Origin of the sequence: Micromonospora sp. B006 (genome assembly GCF_003408515.1) — a bacterium.
Lineage (GTDB): Bacteria > Actinomycetota > Actinomycetes > Mycobacteriales > Micromonosporaceae > Micromonospora > Micromonospora echinospora_A.
Map to the genome: position 1 here is coordinate 1,279,980 of NZ_CP030865.1, position 19,236 is coordinate 1,299,215.

General features: G+C 73.5%; 23 protein-coding genes. 13 read left to right on the top strand and 10 right to left on the bottom strand.

The window, feature by feature from the left end; all coding sequences use genetic code 11:
* Window positions 1–41 precede the first annotated feature (41 nt).
* The gene (locus tag MicB006_RS06255) at window positions 42–1,247 is read left to right on the top strand and encodes an ROK family transcriptional regulator (protein WP_116504467.1); all 1,206 of its coding nucleotides are present in this window, start codon (window positions 42–44) and stop codon (window positions 1,245–1,247) included.
* 85 nt (window positions 1,248–1,332) lie between these two features.
* On the opposite strand, the gene MicB006_RS06260 is transcribed toward MicB006_RS06255, so the two are convergent.
* Together MicB006_RS06260 and MicB006_RS06265 are read right to left on the bottom strand one after the other, a co-directional pair.
* Window positions 1,333–2,343, bottom strand: a complete 1,011-nt coding sequence (locus tag MicB006_RS06260) for an ABC transporter permease subunit (RefSeq protein WP_116504469.1) — start codon at window positions 2,341–2,343, stop codon at window positions 1,333–1,335.
* On the bottom strand, window positions 2,340–3,344 hold the full coding sequence (locus MicB006_RS06265; RefSeq protein ID WP_116504471.1) for an ABC transporter ATP-binding protein: 1,005 nt from the start codon (window positions 3,342–3,344) through the stop codon (window positions 2,340–2,342). The genes MicB006_RS06260 and MicB006_RS06265 overlap by 4 nt, the downstream gene beginning before the upstream one ends.
* Window positions 3,345–3,476: 132 nt before the next feature.
* On the opposite strand from MicB006_RS06265, the gene MicB006_RS06270 reads away from it, so the two are divergent.
* Together MicB006_RS06270 and MicB006_RS06275 are read left to right on the top strand one after the other, a co-directional pair.
* Window positions 3,477–4,316, top strand: a complete 840-nt coding sequence (locus MicB006_RS06270; RefSeq protein WP_073830874.1) for an ABC transporter ATP-binding protein — start codon at window positions 3,477–3,479, stop codon at window positions 4,314–4,316.
* 16 nt (window positions 4,317–4,332) lie between these two features.
* Window positions 4,333–5,229 carry a ribokinase gene (locus MicB006_RS06275; RefSeq protein ID WP_116504473.1) on the top strand — a complete coding sequence of 299 codons (897 nt, stop codon included), beginning with the start codon at window positions 4,333–4,335 and terminating at the stop codon, window positions 5,227–5,229.
* 45 nt (window positions 5,230–5,274) lie between these two features.
* On the opposite strand, the gene MicB006_RS06280 is transcribed toward MicB006_RS06275, so the two are convergent.
* Window positions 5,275–6,039: a hypothetical protein gene (locus MicB006_RS06280; protein ID WP_116504475.1), complete on the bottom strand. Its 765-nt coding sequence runs from the start codon at window positions 6,037–6,039 to the stop codon at window positions 5,275–5,277.
* Between the two features lie 94 nt (window positions 6,040–6,133).
* On the opposite strand from MicB006_RS06280, the gene MicB006_RS06285 reads away from it, so the two are divergent.
* Window positions 6,134–7,609 (top strand): alpha/beta fold hydrolase, encoded by a 1,476-nt coding sequence (locus MicB006_RS06285; protein ID WP_116504477.1) that lies wholly within the window; start codon window positions 6,134–6,136, stop codon window positions 7,607–7,609.
* Between the two features lie 15 nt (window positions 7,610–7,624).
* Here the strand turns inward: MicB006_RS06285 and MicB006_RS06290 are convergent, their stop codons facing one another.
* Window positions 7,625–8,107 (bottom strand): DUF6232 family protein, encoded by a 483-nt coding sequence (locus tag MicB006_RS06290; RefSeq protein WP_030500927.1) that lies wholly within the window; start codon window positions 8,105–8,107, stop codon window positions 7,625–7,627.
* Window positions 8,108–8,165: 58 nt separating this feature from the next.
* Between MicB006_RS06290 and MicB006_RS06295 the strand changes: the two genes are divergently transcribed.
* Window positions 8,166–8,591, top strand: coding sequence for a nuclear transport factor 2 family protein (locus tag MicB006_RS06295; protein ID WP_116504479.1), 426 nt, complete (start codon window positions 8,166–8,168; stop codon window positions 8,589–8,591).
* Here the strand turns inward: MicB006_RS06295 and MicB006_RS06300 are convergent.
* Entirely contained in the window at window positions 8,537–9,085 is a 549-nt protein-coding gene (locus tag MicB006_RS06300) for a DUF6232 family protein (RefSeq protein WP_116504481.1), read from the bottom strand. The two genes, MicB006_RS06295 and MicB006_RS06300, sit on opposite strands and share 55 nt — an antisense overlap.
* Before the next feature lie 119 nt (window positions 9,086–9,204).
* On the opposite strand from MicB006_RS06300, the gene MicB006_RS06305 reads away from it, so the two are divergent.
* A complete protein-coding gene (locus tag MicB006_RS06305) occupies window positions 9,205–9,978 on the top strand; it encodes an enoyl-CoA hydratase/isomerase family protein (protein WP_073830880.1) in 774 nt (257 codons plus the stop codon).
* Window positions 9,979–10,048: 70 nt separating this feature from the next.
* Window positions 10,049–11,671 (top strand): acetolactate synthase, encoded by a 1,623-nt coding sequence (locus tag MicB006_RS06310; protein ID WP_073830881.1) that lies wholly within the window; start codon window positions 10,049–10,051, stop codon window positions 11,669–11,671.
* 55 nt (window positions 11,672–11,726) lie between these two features.
* Here MicB006_RS06310 and MicB006_RS06315 read toward each other — a convergent pair whose 3' ends face one another.
* Genes MicB006_RS06315 through MicB006_RS06325 form a run of 3 tightly spaced genes read right to left on the bottom strand, consistent with a single transcriptional unit; the run spans window position 11,727 to window position 12,834 of the window.
* Window positions 11,727–12,125 (bottom strand): PLD nuclease N-terminal domain-containing protein, encoded by a 399-nt coding sequence (locus MicB006_RS06315; RefSeq protein WP_116504483.1) that lies wholly within the window; start codon window positions 12,123–12,125, stop codon window positions 11,727–11,729.
* Between the two features lie 26 nt (window positions 12,126–12,151).
* Window positions 12,152–12,451 carry a DUF202 domain-containing protein gene (locus MicB006_RS06320; protein ID WP_116504484.1) on the bottom strand — a complete coding sequence of 100 codons (300 nt, stop codon included), beginning with the start codon at window positions 12,449–12,451 and terminating at the stop codon, window positions 12,152–12,154.
* Window positions 12,448–12,834: a YidH family protein gene (locus tag MicB006_RS06325; protein WP_091419252.1), complete on the bottom strand. Its 387-nt coding sequence runs from the start codon at window positions 12,832–12,834 to the stop codon at window positions 12,448–12,450. Before MicB006_RS06325 ends, MicB006_RS06320 begins: the two co-directional genes overlap by 4 nt.
* Window positions 12,835–12,875: 41 nt before the next feature.
* Here MicB006_RS06325 and MicB006_RS06330 point away from each other — a divergent pair, with 41 nt between their 5' ends.
* From MicB006_RS06330 to MicB006_RS06345, 4 genes are all read left to right on the top strand, one after another.
* Window positions 12,876–13,673 carry a GNAT family N-acetyltransferase gene (locus MicB006_RS06330; protein WP_116504486.1) on the top strand — a complete coding sequence of 266 codons (798 nt, stop codon included), beginning with the start codon at window positions 12,876–12,878 and terminating at the stop codon, window positions 13,671–13,673.
* A gap of 2 nt (window positions 13,674–13,675) precedes the next feature.
* Window positions 13,676–14,080 carry a hypothetical protein gene (locus MicB006_RS06335; RefSeq protein WP_116511228.1) on the top strand — a complete coding sequence of 135 codons (405 nt, stop codon included), beginning with the start codon at window positions 13,676–13,678 and terminating at the stop codon, window positions 14,078–14,080.
* A 177-nt stretch (window positions 14,081–14,257) separates the two neighbouring features.
* Window positions 14,258–15,037 (top strand): electron transfer flavoprotein subunit beta/FixA family protein, encoded by a 780-nt coding sequence (locus MicB006_RS06340; RefSeq protein ID WP_116504488.1) that lies wholly within the window; start codon window positions 14,258–14,260, stop codon window positions 15,035–15,037.
* Between the two features lie 11 nt (window positions 15,038–15,048).
* Window positions 15,049–16,008, top strand: a complete 960-nt coding sequence (locus tag MicB006_RS06345; RefSeq protein ID WP_116504489.1) for an electron transfer flavoprotein subunit alpha/FixB family protein — start codon at window positions 15,049–15,051, stop codon at window positions 16,006–16,008.
* A gap of 98 nt (window positions 16,009–16,106) precedes the next feature.
* Here MicB006_RS06345 and MicB006_RS06350 read toward each other — a convergent pair whose 3' ends face one another.
* Together MicB006_RS06350 and MicB006_RS06355 are read right to left on the bottom strand one after the other, a co-directional pair.
* Complete coding sequence (locus MicB006_RS06350; RefSeq protein ID WP_116504491.1) at window positions 16,107–16,874, bottom strand: anti-sigma factor domain-containing protein; 768 nt, start codon at window positions 16,872–16,874, stop codon at window positions 16,107–16,109.
* Window positions 16,828–17,433: an RNA polymerase sigma factor gene (locus MicB006_RS06355; protein WP_013284457.1), complete on the bottom strand. Its 606-nt coding sequence runs from the start codon at window positions 17,431–17,433 to the stop codon at window positions 16,828–16,830. Before MicB006_RS06355 ends, MicB006_RS06350 begins: the two co-directional genes overlap by 47 nt.
* 240 nt (window positions 17,434–17,673) lie before the next feature.
* On the opposite strand from MicB006_RS06355, the gene MicB006_RS06360 reads away from it, so the two are divergent.
* Together MicB006_RS06360 and MicB006_RS06365 are read left to right on the top strand one after the other, a co-directional pair.
* Entirely contained in the window at window positions 17,674–18,507 is an 834-nt protein-coding gene (locus tag MicB006_RS06360) for a DUF4397 domain-containing protein (protein ID WP_116504493.1), read from the top strand.
* On the top strand, window positions 18,504–19,169 hold the full coding sequence (locus tag MicB006_RS06365) for a class F sortase (RefSeq protein ID WP_116504495.1): 666 nt from the start codon (window positions 18,504–18,506) through the stop codon (window positions 19,167–19,169). Before MicB006_RS06360 ends, MicB006_RS06365 begins: the two co-directional genes overlap by 4 nt.
* Window positions 19,170–19,236 lie beyond the last annotated feature (67 nt).

Below are 19,236 nucleotides of genomic sequence, written 5' to 3' on the forward strand. Positions count from 1 at the left end.
TTTGTGGTTAGAAAACTTTACTGAAAATTGAGGACGTTGGCATGAGTGCGACCCGGCTGCCCGGCACCCCCCGACTCCTGCGGGCGCTCAACGACCGTGCGGCGCTGGAGCTGCTGCTCGAACGCGGCCCGCTGACCCGGGCCCGGATCGGTGAGCTGACCGGGCTGTCCAAGGTCACCGCGTCCCAGCTCGTCGAGCGGCTGGAGGAGCGGGGCCTGGTCGCCCGGGTCGGTGAGCAGGCCGGCGGGCGGGGCCCGAACGCCCAGCTCTACGCGGTCCGGCCGAGCAGCGCGTACGTGGTGGGCGTGGAGGTGGGCGCGGAGCGGGTGGTGGCGGCCTGCGCCGACATCACCGGCACGGTCGCCGGCCGGGTCGAGCAGTCCACGAAGGACACCGACGACCCGGTCGGCGTGGTGCACAACGCCGTGGTCCAGGCGGCCGCCAGCGCCGGGGCGGAGCTGTCCGCCGTCCGGCGCGTCGTGCTCGGCACCCCCGGCCTGGTGGACCCGCAGACCGGTGACATCACCTTCGCCTTCAACCTGCCGCGCTGGCACAGCGGCCTGCTCGCCGCGCTGCGCGAGGACCTGGACACCCCCGTCGTCTTCGAGAACGACGTGAACCTGGCGGCGGTGGCCGAGGCGCAGTCCGGCGCGGCCCGGGGCACCGCCGACTTCGTGCTGGTCTGGGTGGACGCGGGCGTCGGCCTGGCGATCATGCTGGGCGGCCGGCTGCACCACGGCAGCAGCGGCGCGGCCGGTGAGATCGGCTACCTGCCGGTGCCCGGCGCGCCCATCCCGCGCGACGTGTCCAAGCGGGCCAAGCCGGCGTTCCAGCAGCTCGTCGGCGCCGACGCGGTACGCGCGGTGGCCGCCGAACACGGTTTCGCCACCCCGAAGGCGGCGGAGCAGGGCGTCGCGGCGACCCGGGCGGCCGAGGTGGTACGCGCGGCGATCGCGGCCGGCACCGCGGGCGGGCCGATGCTCGACGAGCTGGCCCGCCGGCTGGCCCTGGGCGTGGCGAGCACCTGCGTGGTGCTGGACCCGCCGCTGGTGGTGCTCGCCGGCGCGGTCGGGCAGGCGGGCGGGGCGGCGCTGGCCGAGCGGGTGCAGCACGAGGTCGCGGCGATCACGCTGGTCCGGCCCCGGGTGGTGACCACCGGGCTGACCGAGGAGCCGATCCTGCGCGGCGCGCTGCGTACCGCGCTGGACGCGGTGCGCGACGAGGTGTTCGGCTCGACGGTCGGCTGACCGCGTCGTACGCCCGGACGCCATGTGAAGGAATCCTTCATCATGGCGTCCGGGTTCGCAAGGAGTTGCCGGGGTGCGGCTCCCGTCACATCAGGTCGCGGCGGCGGAACACCGTGAACGCCGCGGCCACCAGCGCGCCGGTGAGCCCGAGCAGCACCACCAGACCCGACGGCCAGGTCACCGTGTACGAGCCGTCGCAGTAGCCGGAGATCCCGGGGCCGCAGGCGTTGCCGTCCCAGAGCCGCACCTCACCGGAGAGCCAGGCCGCCAGATAGCTGGACAGCATGTACCGGTCCGGCCGGCCGACCTGAAGGATCTGGAACACCAGCCGCGCCCCCAGCTCCCAGACCACCAGGTACGCGGCCACCGTGCCGAGCGCCGCCGAGGTGTGCCGGCCCAGCGTGGCCACGGCGAAGCCGAGCGCCGCGGCGAGCAGCACCAGCAGCAGGCCACGCCCCCAGATCGCGGCGAGCGACGGCCAGAAGTCGCCACCGGTCCGCCCGACCAGGCCGGACGCCTGGCCGATCAACCAGAACGCCCCGAGGTACGCCACCGAAGCCAGCACCGACACGCCGAGCAGCCCACCCAGCAGCGTGCCCAGCTTCGCGGCGAGCACTGTCGGCCGCCGTGGCCGCCACAGCAGCAGGTTGACCACCCCGCCCGAGTTCAGGTCGGCCCCGATGTAGGAAGCGCCGACCAGGAACCCGAACAGCGTCAGGAACGCGATCAGGAAGTAGAGCAGCGGCTCGGCCTCCTTGGCGAAGACGAAGACGCCGCTGAGGTAGTCGGCAGCGGTCGGCAGCTCCTCGATCTGGGCCGGGTCGATCTGGGCGCAGTCGCGCGGCAGGTAGTCGTTCTCGCCCGGCGGGAGCGAGCCCTCCCGGATCCGCAGGCAGCGGTCGTACGCCATCTCCATCTGGCGCACGTTCTCCGCCGCCTGGTTCTGCGCCCGGGTCAGCTCCGCCGGGCTGGGCCGGTGCGAACCGGCGAGCGTGGTCACCACTGTCACCGCGAAGGCGAGCCCCAGCAGCACCACCATGAGCTGCACGAAGCGCCGGGCGGCCAGCCGCTCCAGCTCGGCACGGACCAGGTTCACGCGTCCACCTCCCGGCTCTCCCGGACGTCGAGGTCGATCACTCCGTCGCTCGGCGGCGCGCCGTCGACCTGCCGCGGCACCGCCACGTGCTCGTGGTCGCCGGTCAGCTCCAGGAAGACGCTCTCCAGGTCCGGCCGCAGCGGGACCAGCTCGCGGACCCACACGCCCTGCTCGCCGAGCGTCCGGCTGATCGTCTCCGGATCCTCCACACCGGTCACCACCAGGTGATCCGGCCCGACCGTCACCGACAGACCGGCCCGGCCCAGCAGGTCACCGGCCTGATCCAGGTCGGCCACCCGCACCTGCCACTGGTGCTGGTCGAAGCCGGCCAGCACCTCTTCCACCGGCCCGTACGCGACCCGCCGCCCACGGCTGACGATCGTCACGTGGTCGCAGATCAACTGGATCTCGGCCAGGATGTGGCTGGACAGCAGCACCGTCACCCCGGCCTCGGCGAGCGACCGGGTCAGGTCCCGCATCTCCCGGATGCCGGCCGGGTCCAGCCCGTTCGCCGGTTCGTCCAGGATCAGCAGATCCGGGTTCTTCAGCAGCGCCGAGGCGACCGCCAGCCGCTGCTTCATGCCCAGCGAGTAGCCCTTGACCCGCTCGTCGCCCCGGTCGCGCAGCCCGACCTGCTCCAGCACCTCGTCCACCCGGCCGGTCGGCACGCCACCGGCCACGGCCAGCAGCCGCAGCGTCCGGTGCGCGGTGAAGTTGCCGAAGAACTGCGGGCTCTCCACGATCGCGCCGACCCGCCCGGCCACGTCCGCCAGATGCTCGGGTGACTCGGCCCCCAGCACGCGCATCCGCCCGGCGTCCGGCCGGACCAGCCCCAGCAGCGCACGCAGCGTGGTGGTCTTGCCGGACCCGTTCGGTCCCAGGAAGCCGTGCACCTGGCCCGCCTCGACCAGCATGTCGAAACCGTCGACGGCGACCCGGCGCCCCTGGCGCAGCGAGTGGAACGATTTGCGGAGGCCGGCGATCTCGATGACCGCGCTCATCCGCGCGCCTTGCGGCAGCGGTCGGGCATGGGTGTCCTTCCGGATGCGGTGACCAACGACACGGCGCCCCACCCTATGGTGGCGACGCCTCCCGTGGGGGGCACCGTGCCGCATGCGTGATTGGATGGTGCGGTGACTGGTGACCTGATCCCCGGCGCCCCGGGCGCCCCCGCCCCCTCGACCGTGGACGCGGATCTGGTGGTCAGCCTCGACGGGGTCGGCGTCAAGCGTTCCGGCACGGCGCTGGTGCACGACGTCGACTGGCGGGTCGAGCTGGACGAACGGTGGGTGGTGCTCGGGCCGAACGGCGCGGGCAAGACGACACTGCTCAACCTGGCCTCCGGCCGGCTGTACCCGACCAACGGCGTCGCGCACGTGCTCGGTGAGCGCATCGGCCGCACCGACGTCAACGAGCTGCGTACCCGCATCGGCCTGTCCACCGCGACGCTCGCCGAGCGGATCCCCGCCGACGAGCGCGTCACCGACGTGGTGGTGACCGCGGCCTGGTCGGTGGTGGGCCGCTGGCGGGAGAGCTACGACCGCACCGACGAGGCGCGCGCCGCCGCGCTGCTGCGCCAGCTCGGCGTCGGGCACCTCGCCGACCGCGCGTACGGCACGCTGTCCGAGGGCGAGCGCAAGCGGGTGCAGATCGCCCGCGCCCTGATGACCGACCCGGAGCTGCTGCTGCTCGACGAGCCCGCCGCCGGGCTCGACCTGGGCGCGCGGGAGGACCTGGTGGCCCGGCTGGCCGAGCTGGCGTACGACCCGGACGCGCCCGCGATGGTGCTGGTCACCCACCACGTCGAGGAGATCCCGCCGGGCTTCACCCACGCGCTGCTGCTGCGCGAGGGTGGCGTGGTGGCGCAGGGCCTGCTCGCCGACGTGCTCACCGCCGACAACCTGTCGAAGGCGTTCGGCCTCCCGCTGGTGGTCACGCGGTCCGGCGACCGCTGGGCCGCCCGCGCCGCCTGAGCGGCGGGACGACACCGTGCCGCAGACCCGGATCGCCGTCGTCGGCAGCGCCAACATGGACCTGGTCGGCATCGGCGCCGCGCTGCCCCGGCCCGGCGAGACGGTGCTGGGCGACGACTTCGTCATGCTGCCCGGCGGCAAGGGCGCCAACCAGGCGGTCGCCGCGGTACGCGCCGGCGCGTCCTGCGTCTTCCTCGGCGCGATCGGCTCGGACTCGTTCGGCGTGACGCTGCGGGCCCGGATGACGGCGGCCGGCGTGGACACCGGGCACCTGCGGGTGGTCTACGGCCCGTCCGGCGTCGCCCTGGTCATGGTCGGCGGCGCGGGGGAGAACGCCATCCTGGTCACGCCGGGCGCGAACGCCGCGTTCACGTCGCTGACCGCCGACGAGCTTTCCGCCGTACGCGATGCGGACGTGCTGGTCGCGCAGCTGGAGGTGCCGGTCGAGACGGTGACCGAGGCGGCGCTGGCGGCCCGGTCGGCGGGCACCCGGGTGGTCCTCAACGCCGCGCCGGCCCGGTCGGTGCCGGCCGAGCTGCTGGCGGCCACCGACCTGCTGGTGGTGAACGAGCCGGAGGCGCAGGCGCTGACCGGCCGTGGCCGGGACGAGCCGGCGGCGCTGCTGGATCTGGTGCCCCGGGCGGTGCTCACGCTCGGCGGCGACGGCGCCTGGTACGTCGACCGGGACCGGCCGGTGACGCACGTGCCGGCGGTGCCGGTGGACGTGGTCGACTCGACCGCCGCCGGGGACGCGTTCACCGCTGCCCTCGCGGTGGCCTGGGGCGAGGGGCGGGACCTGGCCGAGGCGGTGCGCTGGGCGGCGGCTGCCGGTGCGGCGTGCGTGCGCAAGCTCGGCGCCTCGGTGGCGCTGCCCCATCGCGCGGAGATCGACGAGCTGTTCGCCGACTGTTAAGAAGGGCCCCTTTCCCTACCGGAGGCGTTAAGAAGGGGCCCTTCCTTACACCTCGTCGGTGAGGCGTTCGCCGCGGCGGCGCAGCATGCCGAGCCCGGGGATGCCGGCGACCGCGAGCTTGAGATCCCGGGTGACGTCCAGCAGGTCGTGCAGGTCCGGGCCGACCCGGTCCAGCGTGGCCAGGATCGGCAGCACGTCCGAGGTGAGGTGGTCCTTGAGCTTCGGCAACTCGTCGACGAGCCGGATCGCGGCGGTCACCTCCTCCGGGCTGAGCTGCTCCACGAAACGCGCCGCCATCGGCGCGGCCCGGCGCAGCGTCGCCTCGTACGCGGCCAGCAGCTCGTTCGCGACGCCGGTCGCCTTCTCGGCGGTGGCGAGGGTGCCCGCCGCCCGCGCCGTCACAGTCTCCGCCTCGGTCACCACACCGGCCGCGCTCCGGGCCACCCGGTCGGCCTCGCCGACCACAGTCGCCGCCGCCTCGGAGACCCGCTGCGCCTCGCCGACGACAACCGTCGCGGCGGCGGCCACCTCGGTCGCCGTGTCGATCGCCGCGGTGGCGGCAGCGCTGATCACCGCCACCTCGCGGACCGCCGTCTCGGCGTCGGCCAGCACCCGGTCGGTGCGGTCGAGCGTGCCCTCGATCCGGTCCACCACCCCGTCGATCCGCCGGACCAGCGCCTCCACCTGGTCGAGGACGGCGAAGGCGCGAGCGGGTACCGAGGCCATCGTGGCGGCCGAGCCGAGCGCCTGGTCCACTGCGGTACGGGTGAGGCCGAGCAGGGCGCCGGGCCGGGGGAGAGGGATTGCCATGGCATCCAGTGTGCGGCGTCGGGGCCAGTGCCGCCCGGCGGCCGCCGGGCGGTGACCGTCACGCCGGGTGCCCGGCGCGGCGTAGGGTGCCGGCATGCCCACCCCCGGCCCGGCGTCGCGGCGAACGCTCGCCTGCGGCGTGGTCGCGCTGCTCGCCGTCGTCGTCGGCGCCCTGCTCCTGGTCCGTGCCGACGCCGGTCTGAGCACCCGGCGGGCGACGGTGGCCGGGGTGCCGCTGACCGAGGTCCGGGCGGACGGCGCGGACGGTGACCGGCGGCCCGGTGTGGTGATCGCGCACGGCTTCGCCGGGTCGGCCCGGCTGATGCGGCCGCTGGCCGACTCGGTGGCCCGCCAGGGCGGCGTCGCGGTGCTGCTCGACTTCGCCGGGCACGGCGCCAGCGGGTCCCGGCTACCTGGCGCCGGGCGGGACGGGGAAGGCGCCCGGGCGCGGCTGCGGCACGATCTGGACGTGGCCGTGGCGTGGCTGCGTGAGCGTCCCGGCGTCGACAGGGACCGGATCGTGCTGGTCGGGCACTCGATGGGCGCCGGCGCGGTCACCCGGTACGCGGTGGCGCATCCGGAGATCGACCGCACGGTGGCGATCTCGCTGCCCGACGGCGGTGACGTGCCGGCCGGCTGGCCGGGGAAGCTGACGCTGGTGGTGGGCGGCCTCGAGTTCGCCGGTTTCCGCCAGGCGGTCGACGAGGCGACCCGGGACGCGCCACCGGGCGCCCGGACGCGCGTGGTGGCGCCCGGCGTCGAGCACGTGTCGGTGCTGTTCGCGCCGCGTACCCACGCGGCGGTGCTCGACGCGCTGCCGGACCGTACCGGCGGGCCGTCGCCGTCCCCGCTGACCCGGCCGGGCGGGGCCGCCCTGCTGTTGGCGGGGTTCGCGCTGGGCCTGGTGCCGCTGGCGGCGCTGCTGTCGCGCCGGGCGCGGCCGGGCGCCGGCGGTCCGCGTACCACCTGGTGGCTCGCCGCGACGGTGCCGGCGGCCGGGCTGGGCGCCGCGCTCGCCGCGTTGCTGCCGACCGCTCGGCTGCCACTCGCCGTGGGCGGATACGTCGCGGTGTTCCTGCTGCTCACCGGCGTGCTGCTGGCCGCCGCGGCACGCTTCGCGCGCCCCGGCCGGACACCGGCGACCGGGGGTGGCGTCCGGTCCGCCGTGGTCGCTGTCGTGCTCCTCGGGTACGCCGTGCTCGCGGTCGCGCTACCGCTGCATCTCGGGCTCACCTCGACCGTGCCGGTCGGGGCCCGGTGGTGGCTGCTGCCGCTGATGACGCTCTGCTGCCTGGTCTTCCTGCTCGGTGCCGAGCGGCTCACCGACGGCCACGGCCTCGGCTACGCCACCGTCGGCGGCATCGCCGTGCTGGTGCTGGCCGGCGCGGCGCTGATCGGCCTGGCGCCCGGGTTCGTGCTGCTGGTGGTGCCGCTGTTCGCGGCGCTGGTCGCCTGGCAGGCGGCCTGGGCCGAGGTGTTGCGCCGCCGGGGTGCGCCGTGGTGGCAGGCACCGCTGCTCGGGGCGGTGCTGCTGGCCTGGCCGGTGGCGACCACGCTGCCGCTGGCCTGACCGGCGCCGGGCGGCTCAGCGGCTGTCGGTCTGCTGTTCCACCGCGCGTTGCACGGCCCGGTAGATCTGCCCGAACCGCAGCGCGTCGGGCGTGCGGACCAGCATCGTCTCCCGGCCGTGGTGCTGCACCCACAGTTCGTGCACCCGGTTGCCGCGCTCGTAGGAACGGTCCAGCCAGCCGAGCGGCACCTCCAGGAACGGGGTGAGCGCCAGCCCGATCACCACGAACGCGGCCAGGATGATCAGGGCCAGCTTCCACTCGCCCCGGTCCTGCGCCGACCAGGCGAGGGAGAGCACGCAGACCACCGCGACCAGCGGCGGCAGCGACAGCAGCAGGACCAGCACCCCGCGTCCCAGCACCCGCCCCCGGACCGCGAGGGTGGTGGCGCCGCGCTCGTGCCAGACGTACGTGACGTCGGCGAGCGCGACGACCCGACCACCCGCGTGGATCGCGTCCGAGGTGACCTGTACCGCGTCGTCCCGGTAATAGAGGGCCATGAATCAGCCTAACCGCGTGTGTCGACACCGGACGGTCGAGCGTCGGTAGGGTGACGGTATGACGGGCGGGGCCGGCGTCGGCGGCGACGAGCAGGCGCGCAACATCGAGGTGGTCAAGCGCTACCTGCGCACCTTCGTCACGAAGGACCTGGCCGAGCTGGCCGAGGTGGTCGACGAGGACGTGCAGGTCTACGGCTCCGGCGTGGCGGTACGCGGTCGGCGCCACCCCGAGGCCGCCGTCTCCTCGCCCGGCCTGACCGTGCTCGACCAGGAGATCCTGGAGATCTTCGCGGCCGGGGACCGGGTGGTGGTGTCGGTGGCGCAGACGTACCGGCGCGACGCCACCGGGGCGACCACCGTGCAGAGCGCCTGCAAGATGTACCGCCTGGCCGGTGGCCGGATCGTGCAGTTCTGGGGCGAACAGGACACCTACGGCCTGCTGCGCGGGCTCGGCCTGCTGCCGGACGAGCCGGTCACGTTCTGACCGGGCGCGGCAGGTCCCGGCGCGGTCCGGCGGGGAGCGGCGGGCAGGCTCTCCATGGCCCGCTGCACCGCCCGGTAGATCTGCCCGAATTTCATCGCGTCCCGGGTGTGCAGCAGCCGCACCGGACGCCCCCGCCAGTCGGCCCACATCTCCATCTCCCGGCTGCCCCGGGCGTAGGAGCGGTCCAGGTACTCGAAGAGGAAGTCAGCCACCGGCCCGACGGCCAGGCCGATCAGCACCGAGATCCCGACGATGGCGATGGTGACCACCGCCGAGCGTTGCAGCCACACGGCCAGCCCGATGCCCAGCACGGCGGTGACCAGCGGCCCGGCGAGCGCAGCTCCGATCGCGCCGCGCCCGGCGAGCACCCGCCACGAGCGTTCGCCCCGCCGGTGCCACACGGTGGTCAGTTCGGCGAGCGGGTAGCTGCGCCCGTCCACCCGTACCGTGGTGGAGGTGACCTGGACGGAACGGTCGTCGTAGTAGGTGATCATGGCCTCACTCCCGGTGGCGGGGCGGCGGCGACCTGGGGAGTCGCCGACACCACACTGTCTACCCCAACGAGGCGAGCCGTAAGGTTGGCACGCGACTTCGACGAGGAAGTGAGGGCAGCGTGGGCGAGTTCGTCAAGCTGGAAGTGAAGGACGGCATCGGCACCATCCGGCTGGAGCGGCCGCCGATGAACGCGCTCAACACCCAGGTGCAGGAGGAGTTGCGCGCCGCCGCCGCGGCGGCCACCGCCGACGCCGAGGTCCGCGCCGTCATCGTGTACGGCGGCGAGAAGGTCTTCGCGGCCGGCGCGGACATCAAGGAGATGGCCGACATGTCCTACGTGGACATGGCGGAGCGGGCCGCCGATCTGTCCAGCGCGCTCGGCGCGATCTCCCGCATCCCCAAGCCGGTCGTCGCCGCGATCACCGGCTACGCGCTCGGTGGCGGCTGCGAGCTGGCGCTGGCCTGCGACTGGCGGATCGTCGCCGAGGACGCCAAGCTCGGCCAGCCGGAGATCAAGCTCGGCATCATCCCGGGTGCCGGCGGCACCCAGCGGCTGGCCCGGCTGGTCGGCCCGGCCCGCGCCAAGGACCTGATCATGACGGGTCGGATGGTCGACGCCGCCGAGGCGCTGCGGATCGGCCTGGCCGACCAGGTGGTGCCCGCCGCGGAGGTCTACGACGCCGCGGTGGCGTACGTGAAGCCGTTCCTGACCGGGCCGGCGCAGGCGCTGCGGGCGGCGAAGGCCGCCGTCGACGCGGGTCTGGACATGGACCTCACCTCGGGCCTGGCCTGGGAGAGCCAGCTCTTCGCGGCGCTGTTCGCCACCGACGACCGGCGCGAGGGCATGACCGCGTTCGTGGAGAAGCGCAAGCCGGGCTTCACCGGCCGCTGACGCGAGAGCTGTTCACATCCGCGCTACCGGCCAGTAGCGTGACCCCGGTCGGTCGATGAAGGGGAATGGCATGACGGAACGGGTCGAGGGCCACGGCGGCGATCTGGCGCTCGCGGCACTACGCGCGCACGGCGTACGGGAGATGTTCACGCTCTCGGGCGGGCACGTCTTTCCGCTCTACGACGCCGCCCACAAGGCGGGCTTCCCCCTCTACGACGTGCGGCACGAGCAGTCCGCCGTGTTCGCCGCCGAGGCGGTGGCAAAGCTTCAGCGCCGCCCCGGCCTGGCCGTGCTCACCGCCGGCCCCGGTGTCACCAACGGCGTCTCCGGCCTGACCAGCGCGTTCTTCAACGCCTCGCCGGTGCTGGTGCTCGGCGGCCGGGCCCCGCAGTTCCGCTGGGGGTCGGGCAGCCTCCAGGAGATGGACCACCTGCCGCTGGTCGCGCCGGTGACCAAGCACGCCGAGACGGTGTTCAGCGCCGACGACATCCCGCGGGCGATCTCGGCGGCGCTGACCACCGCGCTGACCCCGCACCGCGGCCCGGTGTTCCTGGACTTCCCGCTGGAGGCGGTCTTCTCCGTCGGTGACGCCGACCTGCCGGCGGTCACGCCGCCCGCGCCGATCGAGCCCGACCCGGACGAGGTCGCCAAGGCGGCCCGCCTGATCGCCGGCGCGTCCCGGCCGGTGATCATCGCCGGCTCCGACGTGTACGCGGGCGACGCCGTCGAGGCGCTTCGGGCCGCCGCCGAGTCGCTGCGGGTGCCGGTGTTCACAAACGGCATGGGCCGGGGCGCGCTGCCGCCGGAGCACCCGCTCGCCTTCGCCAAGGCCCGCCGGGTCGCGCTCAAGGGCGCCGACGTGGTCGTGGTGATCGGCACCCCGCTGGACTTCCGGCTCTCCTTCGGCGACTTCGGCGACGCGCAGGTGGTGCACGTGGTGGACGCGCCCAGCCAGCGGGCCGGGCACGTGCAGCCGGCCGCCGCGCCGGCCGGTGACCTGCGGCTGATCCTCGGCGCGTTCGCCGACCACGCCGGTGACCGGGCCGACCACGCCGACTGGATCGCCGAGCTGCGTACCGCCGAGGATGCGGCGAAGGCCCGCGACGCCGAGGAGATGGCCGCCGAGAGCGACCCGATCCGCCCGGCCCGCGTCTACGGCGAGCTGCGCAAGGTGCTCGCCCCGGACGCCATCACCATCGGCGACGGCGGCGACTTCGTGTCGTACGCCGGGAAGTACCTGGAGCCGGCCCAGCCCGGCACCTGGCTCGACCCCGGCCCGTACGGGTGCCTCGGCACCGGCATGGGCTACGCCATGGGCGCCCGGGTCAGCCACCCCGACCGGCAGATCTGCGTGCTGATGGGCGACGGCGCGGCCGGCTTCTCGCTGATGGACGTGGAGTCGCTGGTCCGGCAGAAGCTGCCGGTGGTGATCGTGGTCGGCAACAACGGCATCTGGGGGCTGGAGAAGCACCCGATGCGGGCGATGTACGGCTACGACGTGGCCGCCGACCTCCAGCCCGGGCTGCGCTACGACAAGGTGGTCGAGGCGCTGGGCGGCGCGGGCGAGACGGTGGAGAAGGCCGCCGACCTCGGGCCCGCGCTGGGGCGCGCGTTCGACTCGGGCGTGCCGTACCTCGTCAACGTGCTGACCGACCCGGCCGACGCGTACCCCCGCTCGTCGAACCTGGCCTGAACACGGCGCCCACGGGCCGTCCGCCGGGTGACCGGCGGGCGGCCCGCGTCGCGTGTCAGACCTCGGGGCGGTCCCGGTCGTCCGGGCGGCCGCGCAGCTCCTCCTCGCGGCGGCGCAGGTCCTCCTCCCACAGCCGCAGCCGTTCCTGGTCCTCGCGGCGGGACTGCTCGTCCAGCGAGGCGAGGAACTCCGGGTCGTCGTCCGGGGCGAGCGGGCGGCGGGCCGGGGCGGCGGTACCGCCCGCGCCGGTTCCGCCCACGGCTCCCGCCGGGCGCTCGCGGCCCACCAGGAACCAGGCGATCGAGCCGACCAGCGGGAAGACGAGGATGACCAGCACCCAGACCATCCGGGGCAGCGCCTTGACCTTCTCCTCGTCGGCGGAGAGGCAGCTGATCAGCGCGCACACGGCGAGGACGACCTGAACCAGGAACAGCAGCACGAAGAGGCGGGGCATGCCTCATGATGGCTCACCCGGACACGTCAGTGCACCCCGCCGAGCACATGCGCCACGCCGAGCACCGCAAGTCCGGCCGCGCCGAGCGCGGTCAGCGGCACCGACCAGGGATCGAACCGCCGCGGTCCCGCGCCGGTGGCCCGGTGCCACGTCACCACCAGCACGGCGAGCCAGACCAGGAGCGCTGCCCCGGTCAGCAGCGCGTCGAGGACGCGGCCGGTGAACGCCTGCCGGAGCTGCAGCAGCAGCACCGCGGTCAGCGTGAGCAGCGTCCGCCGCCAGGCCAGCCGGGTGCGTTCGGGTTGCAGGCCGGGGTCGCGGGTCATCCCGCGCCGCCCAGCAGCACGGCCGCCACCAGCAGCAGCGCGCCGATCGCGACTATCAGCGCCAGCACGGCCGGGAAGCGGGACGCGGGCAGCTCCTCGTCCAGTCGCATGGCCCGTTCGGTCCGGGCCCAGTGGTCGACCGCCCGGATCGAGACGGCCGCGCCGAGCAGCAGCAGCGCGATCGCGAGCGCCTCGCGCAGGTGGGCCAGGCGTAGTGGCGGGAGGAACTGCGCGGCGGCCAGCCCGCCCGCCACCAGCGCCAGGCCGGTACGCAGCCAGGCCAGGAACGTCCGTTCGTTCGCCAGCGAGAAGCGGTAGTCCGGCGGGGTGCCGACCGAACGCAGCTCACGCGGGTCGAACCAGCTCTTGATCGACTCCCACACGCTGCCGATTATCCGCTTTGCCCCGCGCCTAGCCTGGGGGGATGACCGATCTTGACGCGCGTGAGCTGCGCGACGCCTACGACAGCCAGCTTCGTCCGGAGTTGCCCGATCCGGCGCCCGCCGGGGTGACGGTGGAGCGGGACGGTCCGCTGTTCCGCGTGCTCGGCCTCGACCACCGGGGCTTCCTCACCTACCGGACGCTCGACGGTCTGGCCGGCGCCGAGCTGGACGCGCTCATCGCCCGGCAGGTCGAGGTCTTCCGGGCCCGGGGTGAGTCGGTCGAGTGGAAGCTCGCCGGTCACGACGAGCCGGCCGACCTGGGCGACCGGCTGCGCGCCGCCGGCTTCGTACCGGAGGACCAGGAGACCGTAGTGGTCGGCCCGGTCGCGCCGCTCGCCGCCGCCGTCCCGGTGCTCCCCGAGGGGGTACGCCTGCGCGAGGTCACCAGCCGGGCCGACCTGGAGCGGATCGCCGCCATGGAGGAGGAGGTCTGGCGGGAGGACCGCAGCCACCTGGTGTACGGGCTGGCGCGGGAAATCGAGGCCGATCCGCAGTCGATCACGATCGTGGTGGCCGAGGCGCGCGAGACCGTGGTCAGCGCGGGCTGGATCCGCTACCAGCGTGGCACCGGCTTCGCCAGCCTCTGGGGCGGCTCGACGCTGCCGCAGTGGCGGAAGAAGGGCATCTACCGAGCGCTCGTGGCGTACCGGGCGCGGTTGGCGCAGCAGCGCGGCAAGACGCTGCTCCAGGTGGACTGCTCGCCGGACAGCCGGCCCATCCTGGAGGGGCTCGGGCTCGTTGCGGTCACCACCTCCACGCCGTACGTCTACACTCCGTGATCATGGAACGGTTGACGGCGGACGAGCGGCTCACCCTGAAGACCGGCGCGTTCGGCGCGGTCTTCCTGGTCTCCAACGCCGTACCCGGGGTGCTGGCGATGGTGCGGGAGAGCTTCGCCGCCTCCGGCGCGCTCGCCGAGGTGGGGGGCGTGGTCAAGGAGGCGCTCACCACCGGCCCGCTGCCGCAGCTGCCCCGGGACTCGGCCCTGGAGGTCGAGTCCGTGGTGCTGCCCGCGCTGGGCCGGTCGATGGAGATCCTCCGGGACAAGTCGCCCGACGACGCCGAGACGTACCGGTCGGTGGTGCTCGCAGCGGCGGAGCGGGTGGCGCAGGCGCACCGGGGGATCGAGCCGGCTGAGGCAGCGGCGATCGAGAAGATCACGCACGCGTTGGCCGAATCGGCCTGATGCCGGTGACCTGCGTCACTGCGGGCGGCCGGGGTGCCCATGCTACTTGCGGGTAACATTGCGCTCGTGGGGAAGTGCACAGCTGCCCGCGGTTGACCCACGTTCCGTCACGCGGGAGGCTGCGCCCGTGACCGGGCGAGTGATCGCAACACCAAACAGGAGGGTCGTCGAAGCGCGATGAATATCGTCGTACTCGTCAAGCAGGTGCCTGATTCGGGCGCGGACCGCAGCCTGCGTGCTGACGACAACACCGTCGACCGCGGTTCGGCGAACAACGTCATCAATGAGATGGACGAGTACGCCATCGAAGAGGCGTTGAAGATCAAGGAAGCGCACGGTGGTGAGGTCACGATCCTGACGATGGGTCCGGACCGGGCGACCGAGTCGATCCGCAAGGCGCTGTCGATGGGCCCGGACAAGGCCGTGCACGTCGTGGACGACGCCCTGCACGGGTCCTGCGCGGTGGCCACCTCCAAGGTTCTCGCCGCCGCCCTCGGTCAGCTCAACGCCGACCTGGTCCTCTGCGGCGCCGAGTCGACCGACGGTCGGGTGCAGGTGATGCCGCACATGATCGCCGAGCGGCTCGGTGTGGCCGCCCTGACCGGCGCGCGCAAGCTCACCGTCGACGGCTCGACCCTGACCGCCGAGCGGCAGACGGAGGAGGGCTACGAGGTGGTGACCGCCTCGACCCCGGCCGTGGTGTCGGTGTGGGACACCATCAACGAGCCGCGGTATCCGTCGTTCAAGGGGATCATGGCGGCGAAGAAGAAGCCGGTGCAGACGCTGTCCCTGGGCGACCTGGGCGTGGCCCCGGGCGAGGTGGGCTTCGACGGTGCCACCAGCGCCGTGGTGGAGCACTCCAAGCGGCCGCCGCGCTCCGGCGGCGAGAAGATCACCGATGAGGGCGACGGCGGCGTGAAGCTGGTCGAGTTCCTCGCCACCGAGAAGTTCGTGTGAGGGGTCTGGTCATGTCTGAGGTTCTCGTCGTCGTCGAAGCCACCAAGGAGTTCGGCGTCAAGAAGGTCACCCTGGAGATGCTCACCCTCGCCCGCGAGCTGGGCACCCCGAGCGCCGTCGTTCTCGGCGGCGCCGGCGCCGCGCAGGCGCTGAGCGCGAAGCTGGGTGAGTACGGCGCGGAGAAGATCTACGCCGCCGAGGGTGAGGAGATCGACGGCTACCTGGTCGCCCCCAAGGCGACTGTGGTCGCCGACCTCGTCAAGCGGGTGCAGCCGGCGGCCGTGCTGCTCGCCTCGTCGCAGGAGGGCAAGGAGATCGCCGCCCGCCTGGCGGTCAAGCTGGACAACGGCATCCTGACCGACGTGGTCGCCCTCGCCGCCGACGGCACCGCCACCCAGGTGGCGTTCGCCGGGTCCACCATCGTCAAGGCGAAGGTCACCAAGGGCCTGCCGCTGGTCACCGTCCGGCCGAACTCCCTCGCCCCGGTCCCGGCCGCGGCCACCCCGGCGGTGGAGCAGCTCACGGTGTCGGTCACCGACGCGGACAAGCTCGCGAAGGTCGTGGAGCGGGTCGCGGAGCAGAAGGGCTCCCGCCCCGAGCTGACCGAGGCCTCCGTGGTCGTCTCCGGCGGTCGCGGTGTCGGTAACGCCGACAACTTCAAGCTGGTCGAGGAGATCGCCGACCTGCTCGGCGGCGCGGTCGGCGCGTCCCGCGCGGCCGTGGACTCCGGTTACTACCCGCACCAGTTCCAGGTCGGCCAGACCGGCAAGACCGTCTCCCCGCAGCTGTATGTCGCGTTGGGTATCTCCGGGGCGATCCAGCACCGCGCCGGCATGCAGACCTCGAAGACGATCGTCGCGGTCAACAAGGACGCCGAAGCGCCGATCTTCGAACTCGCCGACTACGGCGTGGTCGGCGACCTGTTCAAGGTCGTCCCACAGGCCGCGGAGGAGATCCGCAAGCGCAAGTGAGCATCGCGTGAAAGAAGGCCGCCGCCCGGTGATCCGGGCGGCGGCCTTTTCTCGTGGGGAGCTGATCGGCGGGCCGGGGAGCTGAGCCGGCCCGCCGATCAGCCCGTCAGGGTGCCCCGCAGCAGGCTGTCGCCGGAGTGATCGGGCTTGTTGTCGTACTGCTCCGCGCTGATGTCGACCACGGTGTAGGTGCGCAGGTCGACGTTCGGGGGAATCGGCAGGAGCGCGTCCCCTGATCCGTTGCTCAGCGTACCCACGGAGAACATATCCATCGTGTTCGGATCGATCAGCCAGACCTCGTAGTACCCCGGAACGGTCGGGAGATTCGTCACGTGCAGATGCAATCGGTGGTCGCCGAGCACCCGGGCGTCGCCGGAGGCGTCCTTCGGTGTCGAGCCGAACGCGGCGAGCGGCGCGCTGGCCACCACCGGCGGCTCGGGATCGGTGTCCGTGCCGCCGCCGAGCACCGCGGCGGTGCCGGCGACACCGATCACCGCGGCGGCGGTGGCGGTGACCGCCGTGGTCGCCCACCCCGGCCAGCGCCGGCCCCGCCGCGAACGGCGCGAGACGGCGGGTACGGCGACCGGCTCGACCGGGTCGGCCGGGCGCGGCAGGCGCCGCTCGGTCAGCGCCGGCAGTTCCTCGGCGGCCCGGATCTCGGCCATGATGCCCTGCCAGATGTGCTCCGGCGGGTCGGGCAGATCGGCCAGACCCTGGGTGCCCGCGCCGAGCCCGGCGACGTGCTGGAGCGTCTCCACCTCGCCCCGGCAGTGGTCGCAGGTGTCGAGATGGGTGGCCTCGCCGTCAGCCGCCTCGCTCTCACCGAGCGCCAGAAAGACCAGCCGGTCGTGGTCCAGGTGCTGCACCGTCCACCTCCCATCTGCGTTTCAGGCTCTGCATGCCGCGTCTGATGTGACTCTTGACAGTGCCTAACGGCACTCCGGTCACCGCCGCGATCTGCTGGTGTGTCAGGTCGTCGTAGAACGCCAGCTCGAGCATCCGGCGTTGTTCGTCGGGGAGCCGGGCCAGTTCGTCGGCGACCACCAGCCGGTCGACCACGGTGTCCGGGTCGGGGCCGGTGGAGACCGGCTCCGGCAGTTGCTTGACGGTCTCGACCACGCGCGTCTCCCGGGCCGAGGCCCGGATCCGGTCGACCACCTTGCGCCGCCCGATTCCGAGCAGCCAGCCGACCAGTGAGCCTTTCGCCGGGTCGAACGTCTCCCGGCCCAGCCAGGCGGCGACGAACGTCGCCTGGGTCACGTCCTCTGCGTCGCTGCGGTTGACGAGCGTCGTGGTGGCCAGGTGCAGCACCGCTCGGCCGTACCGGTCGTACGCCTCTCGCAGGGCGGCCTCGTCGCCGTCGCGGAACCGGGTGGCGAGGTCGTCCTCGCCCGGCGGTTCGGGGCCCTGCCTCGCCGCCGTCATGCGGCGGCTCGCCTTCCGTGGGGCATGCCCGACTGTAACTCCCACAGCCCTCGCCCCACTCTTCCGGTGTGTCAGTGACGACCCTCGTCATCTCTCCTTCGTCGCCGCAAGGCCCGGCGGATGCGCCCGGAGACGGGAAAAAGAAATCGGATCCGGGCGCATCCGGAGGCGACGGAGCCGGCGTAACCCGTTCTGCAAGCCAGGCCTGACGAATCAGCATGAACTACCAGGAGGCAGACAATGCAGTACGCGATGTTCCGTCGGGTCGCCGCGGGCGGCGCGGTGGCCGCCCTCACCTTCGCCGGCGTCGGCGCCGCCACCATGAGCCCGGCCTACGCCGCCTCGTCGAAGGTCTCCGTGGTCCACGGCATCCCGGACACCCCGGTCGACGTGTACGTCAACGGCGAGAAGACGCTGAACAACTTCAAGCCCGGCGACGTGGCCGGCCCGCTCACCCTGCCCGAGGGGGAGTACGACATCGCCCTCACCAAGCCGGGCGAGGCGATCGACAAGGCGATCCTGAAGGTGGACGACGCCGCGGTGCCGGGCGGGGCGAACATCAGCCTCGCCGCGCACCTGAGCGCCGACGGCAACCCGCAGATCACGCCGTTCGTCAACGACGTGTCCAAGGTGGGCGCCGGCAAGGCCCGGCTGATCGTCCGGCACACCGCCGCCGCCCCGGCCGCCGCCGTGCGGGCCGGCGGCAAGCCGGTCTTCGAGAACCTGACCAACCCGAAGGAGGCCAAGGCCGACGTGGCCGCCGGCGCGGTGAAGGCGGACGTGGTGCTGGCCGGCACCGACACCGTCGCCATCGGCCCGGCCGACCTGAACCTCAAGGAGGGCACCGCCACCATCGTCTACGCCATCGGCTCGGCCGAGGCGAAGAACCTGAGCGTGGTCGCCCAGACCATCAGCGGCCTGCACTCCGCGCCGGGCGGCGTGCCCAGCGGCACCGGCGGCCAGGCCGGCACCGGCGTGGACACCTGGTGGTACGTGCTGGCCGGGGCCGGCGTGCTGCTCCTGGTCGGCGGCGGTGCGCGGGTGGCGGCAACCGCCCGGGCCGGTCGCCGGTGACGGTGCGCAACCGCGGGGCGCTGGCGGCGATGGCCGCCGGCGCCGCCGCGCTCACCCTGGCGGGCGTGGTGGCGTGCGGGTCCGATCCCGCCGAGGACGTCGGCGGCGACGAGGTGGCCGCCCTGTCCAGCGCCACGCCCACGCCCACGCCGGCCGCCTCGGCGGCGGGCTCGGTGCCGGTGAACCCGGGCACGCTGCCCGCCGGCAGCGAGATCGTGCCGCCGGTGAAGCTGAGCATCCCGCCGATCCGGGTCACCGCCACCGTCGACCCGGTGGGGGTGAACGAGCGCACCGACGAGTTCGAGGTGCCGCCCAGCGTGGACCAGGTCGGCTGGTACCGCTACGGCCCGGGGCTGGAGGCCGACGCCGGCTCGGTGGTGATCGCCGGGCACGTGGACAGCGCCGAGCAGGGCAAGGGGGCGTTCTTCCGGCTGCGCGAGCTGGACCGGGGCGACCGGCTCACCGCCACCGGCTCGGACGGCCGCGAGCGTTCCTACCGGGTGGTGGCCCGGGAGGAGTACCGGAAGACGAAGATCCCGCTGGAGCGGTACTTCGCGCGCGACGGCAAACCCCGCCTCACGCTGATCACCTGCGGCGGGCCGTTCGACGCGAAGACCCGGAGCTACCGGGACAACATCGTGGTCACCGCCGTTCCCCTGTGAGCGCGAGGAGTGAGCCACCGGACCGCCCCGTCCCACCCCCGCGCGGGACGGGGCGGTCCGGCCCCCG

Excerpts from the sequence above, each read along its gene's own strand:
- MicB006_RS06255 (WP_116504467.1), top strand. The coding sequence starts at position 42 with ATGAGTGCGACCCGGCTGCCCGGCACCCCCCGACTCCTGCGGGCGCTC.
- MicB006_RS06265 (WP_116504471.1), bottom strand. The coding sequence starts at position 3,344 with ATGAGCGCGGTCATCGAGATCGCCGGCCTCCGCAAATCGTTCCACTCG.
- MicB006_RS06280 (WP_116504475.1), bottom strand. The coding sequence starts at position 6,039 with ATGGCAATCCCTCTCCCCCGGCCCGGCGCCCTGCTCGGCCTCACCCGT.
- MicB006_RS06285 (WP_116504477.1), top strand. The coding sequence starts at position 6,134 with ATGCCCACCCCCGGCCCGGCGTCGCGGCGAACGCTCGCCTGCGGCGTG.
- MicB006_RS06290 (WP_030500927.1), bottom strand. The coding sequence starts at position 8,107 with ATGGCCCTCTATTACCGGGACGACGCGGTACAGGTCACCTCGGACGCG.
- MicB006_RS06295 (WP_116504479.1), top strand. The coding sequence starts at position 8,166 with ATGACGGGCGGGGCCGGCGTCGGCGGCGACGAGCAGGCGCGCAACATC.
- MicB006_RS06300 (WP_116504481.1), bottom strand. The coding sequence starts at position 9,085 with ATGATCACCTACTACGACGACCGTTCCGTCCAGGTCACCTCCACCACG.
- MicB006_RS06310 (WP_073830881.1), top strand. The coding sequence starts at position 10,049 with ATGACGGAACGGGTCGAGGGCCACGGCGGCGATCTGGCGCTCGCGGCA.
- MicB006_RS06315 (WP_116504483.1), bottom strand. The coding sequence starts at position 12,125 with ATGCCCCGCCTCTTCGTGCTGCTGTTCCTGGTTCAGGTCGTCCTCGCC.
- MicB006_RS06320 (WP_116504484.1), bottom strand. The coding sequence starts at position 12,451 with ATGACCCGCGACCCCGGCCTGCAACCCGAACGCACCCGGCTGGCCTGG.
- MicB006_RS06330 (WP_116504486.1), top strand. The coding sequence starts at position 12,876 with ATGACCGATCTTGACGCGCGTGAGCTGCGCGACGCCTACGACAGCCAG.
- MicB006_RS06335 (WP_116511228.1), top strand. The coding sequence starts at position 13,676 with ATGGAACGGTTGACGGCGGACGAGCGGCTCACCCTGAAGACCGGCGCG.
- MicB006_RS06340 (WP_116504488.1), top strand. The coding sequence starts at position 14,258 with ATGAATATCGTCGTACTCGTCAAGCAGGTGCCTGATTCGGGCGCGGAC.
- MicB006_RS06345 (WP_116504489.1), top strand. The coding sequence starts at position 15,049 with ATGTCTGAGGTTCTCGTCGTCGTCGAAGCCACCAAGGAGTTCGGCGTC.
- MicB006_RS06355 (WP_013284457.1), bottom strand. The coding sequence starts at position 17,433 with ATGACGGCGGCGAGGCAGGGCCCCGAACCGCCGGGCGAGGACGACCTC.
- MicB006_RS06360 (WP_116504493.1), top strand. The coding sequence starts at position 17,674 with ATGCAGTACGCGATGTTCCGTCGGGTCGCCGCGGGCGGCGCGGTGGCC.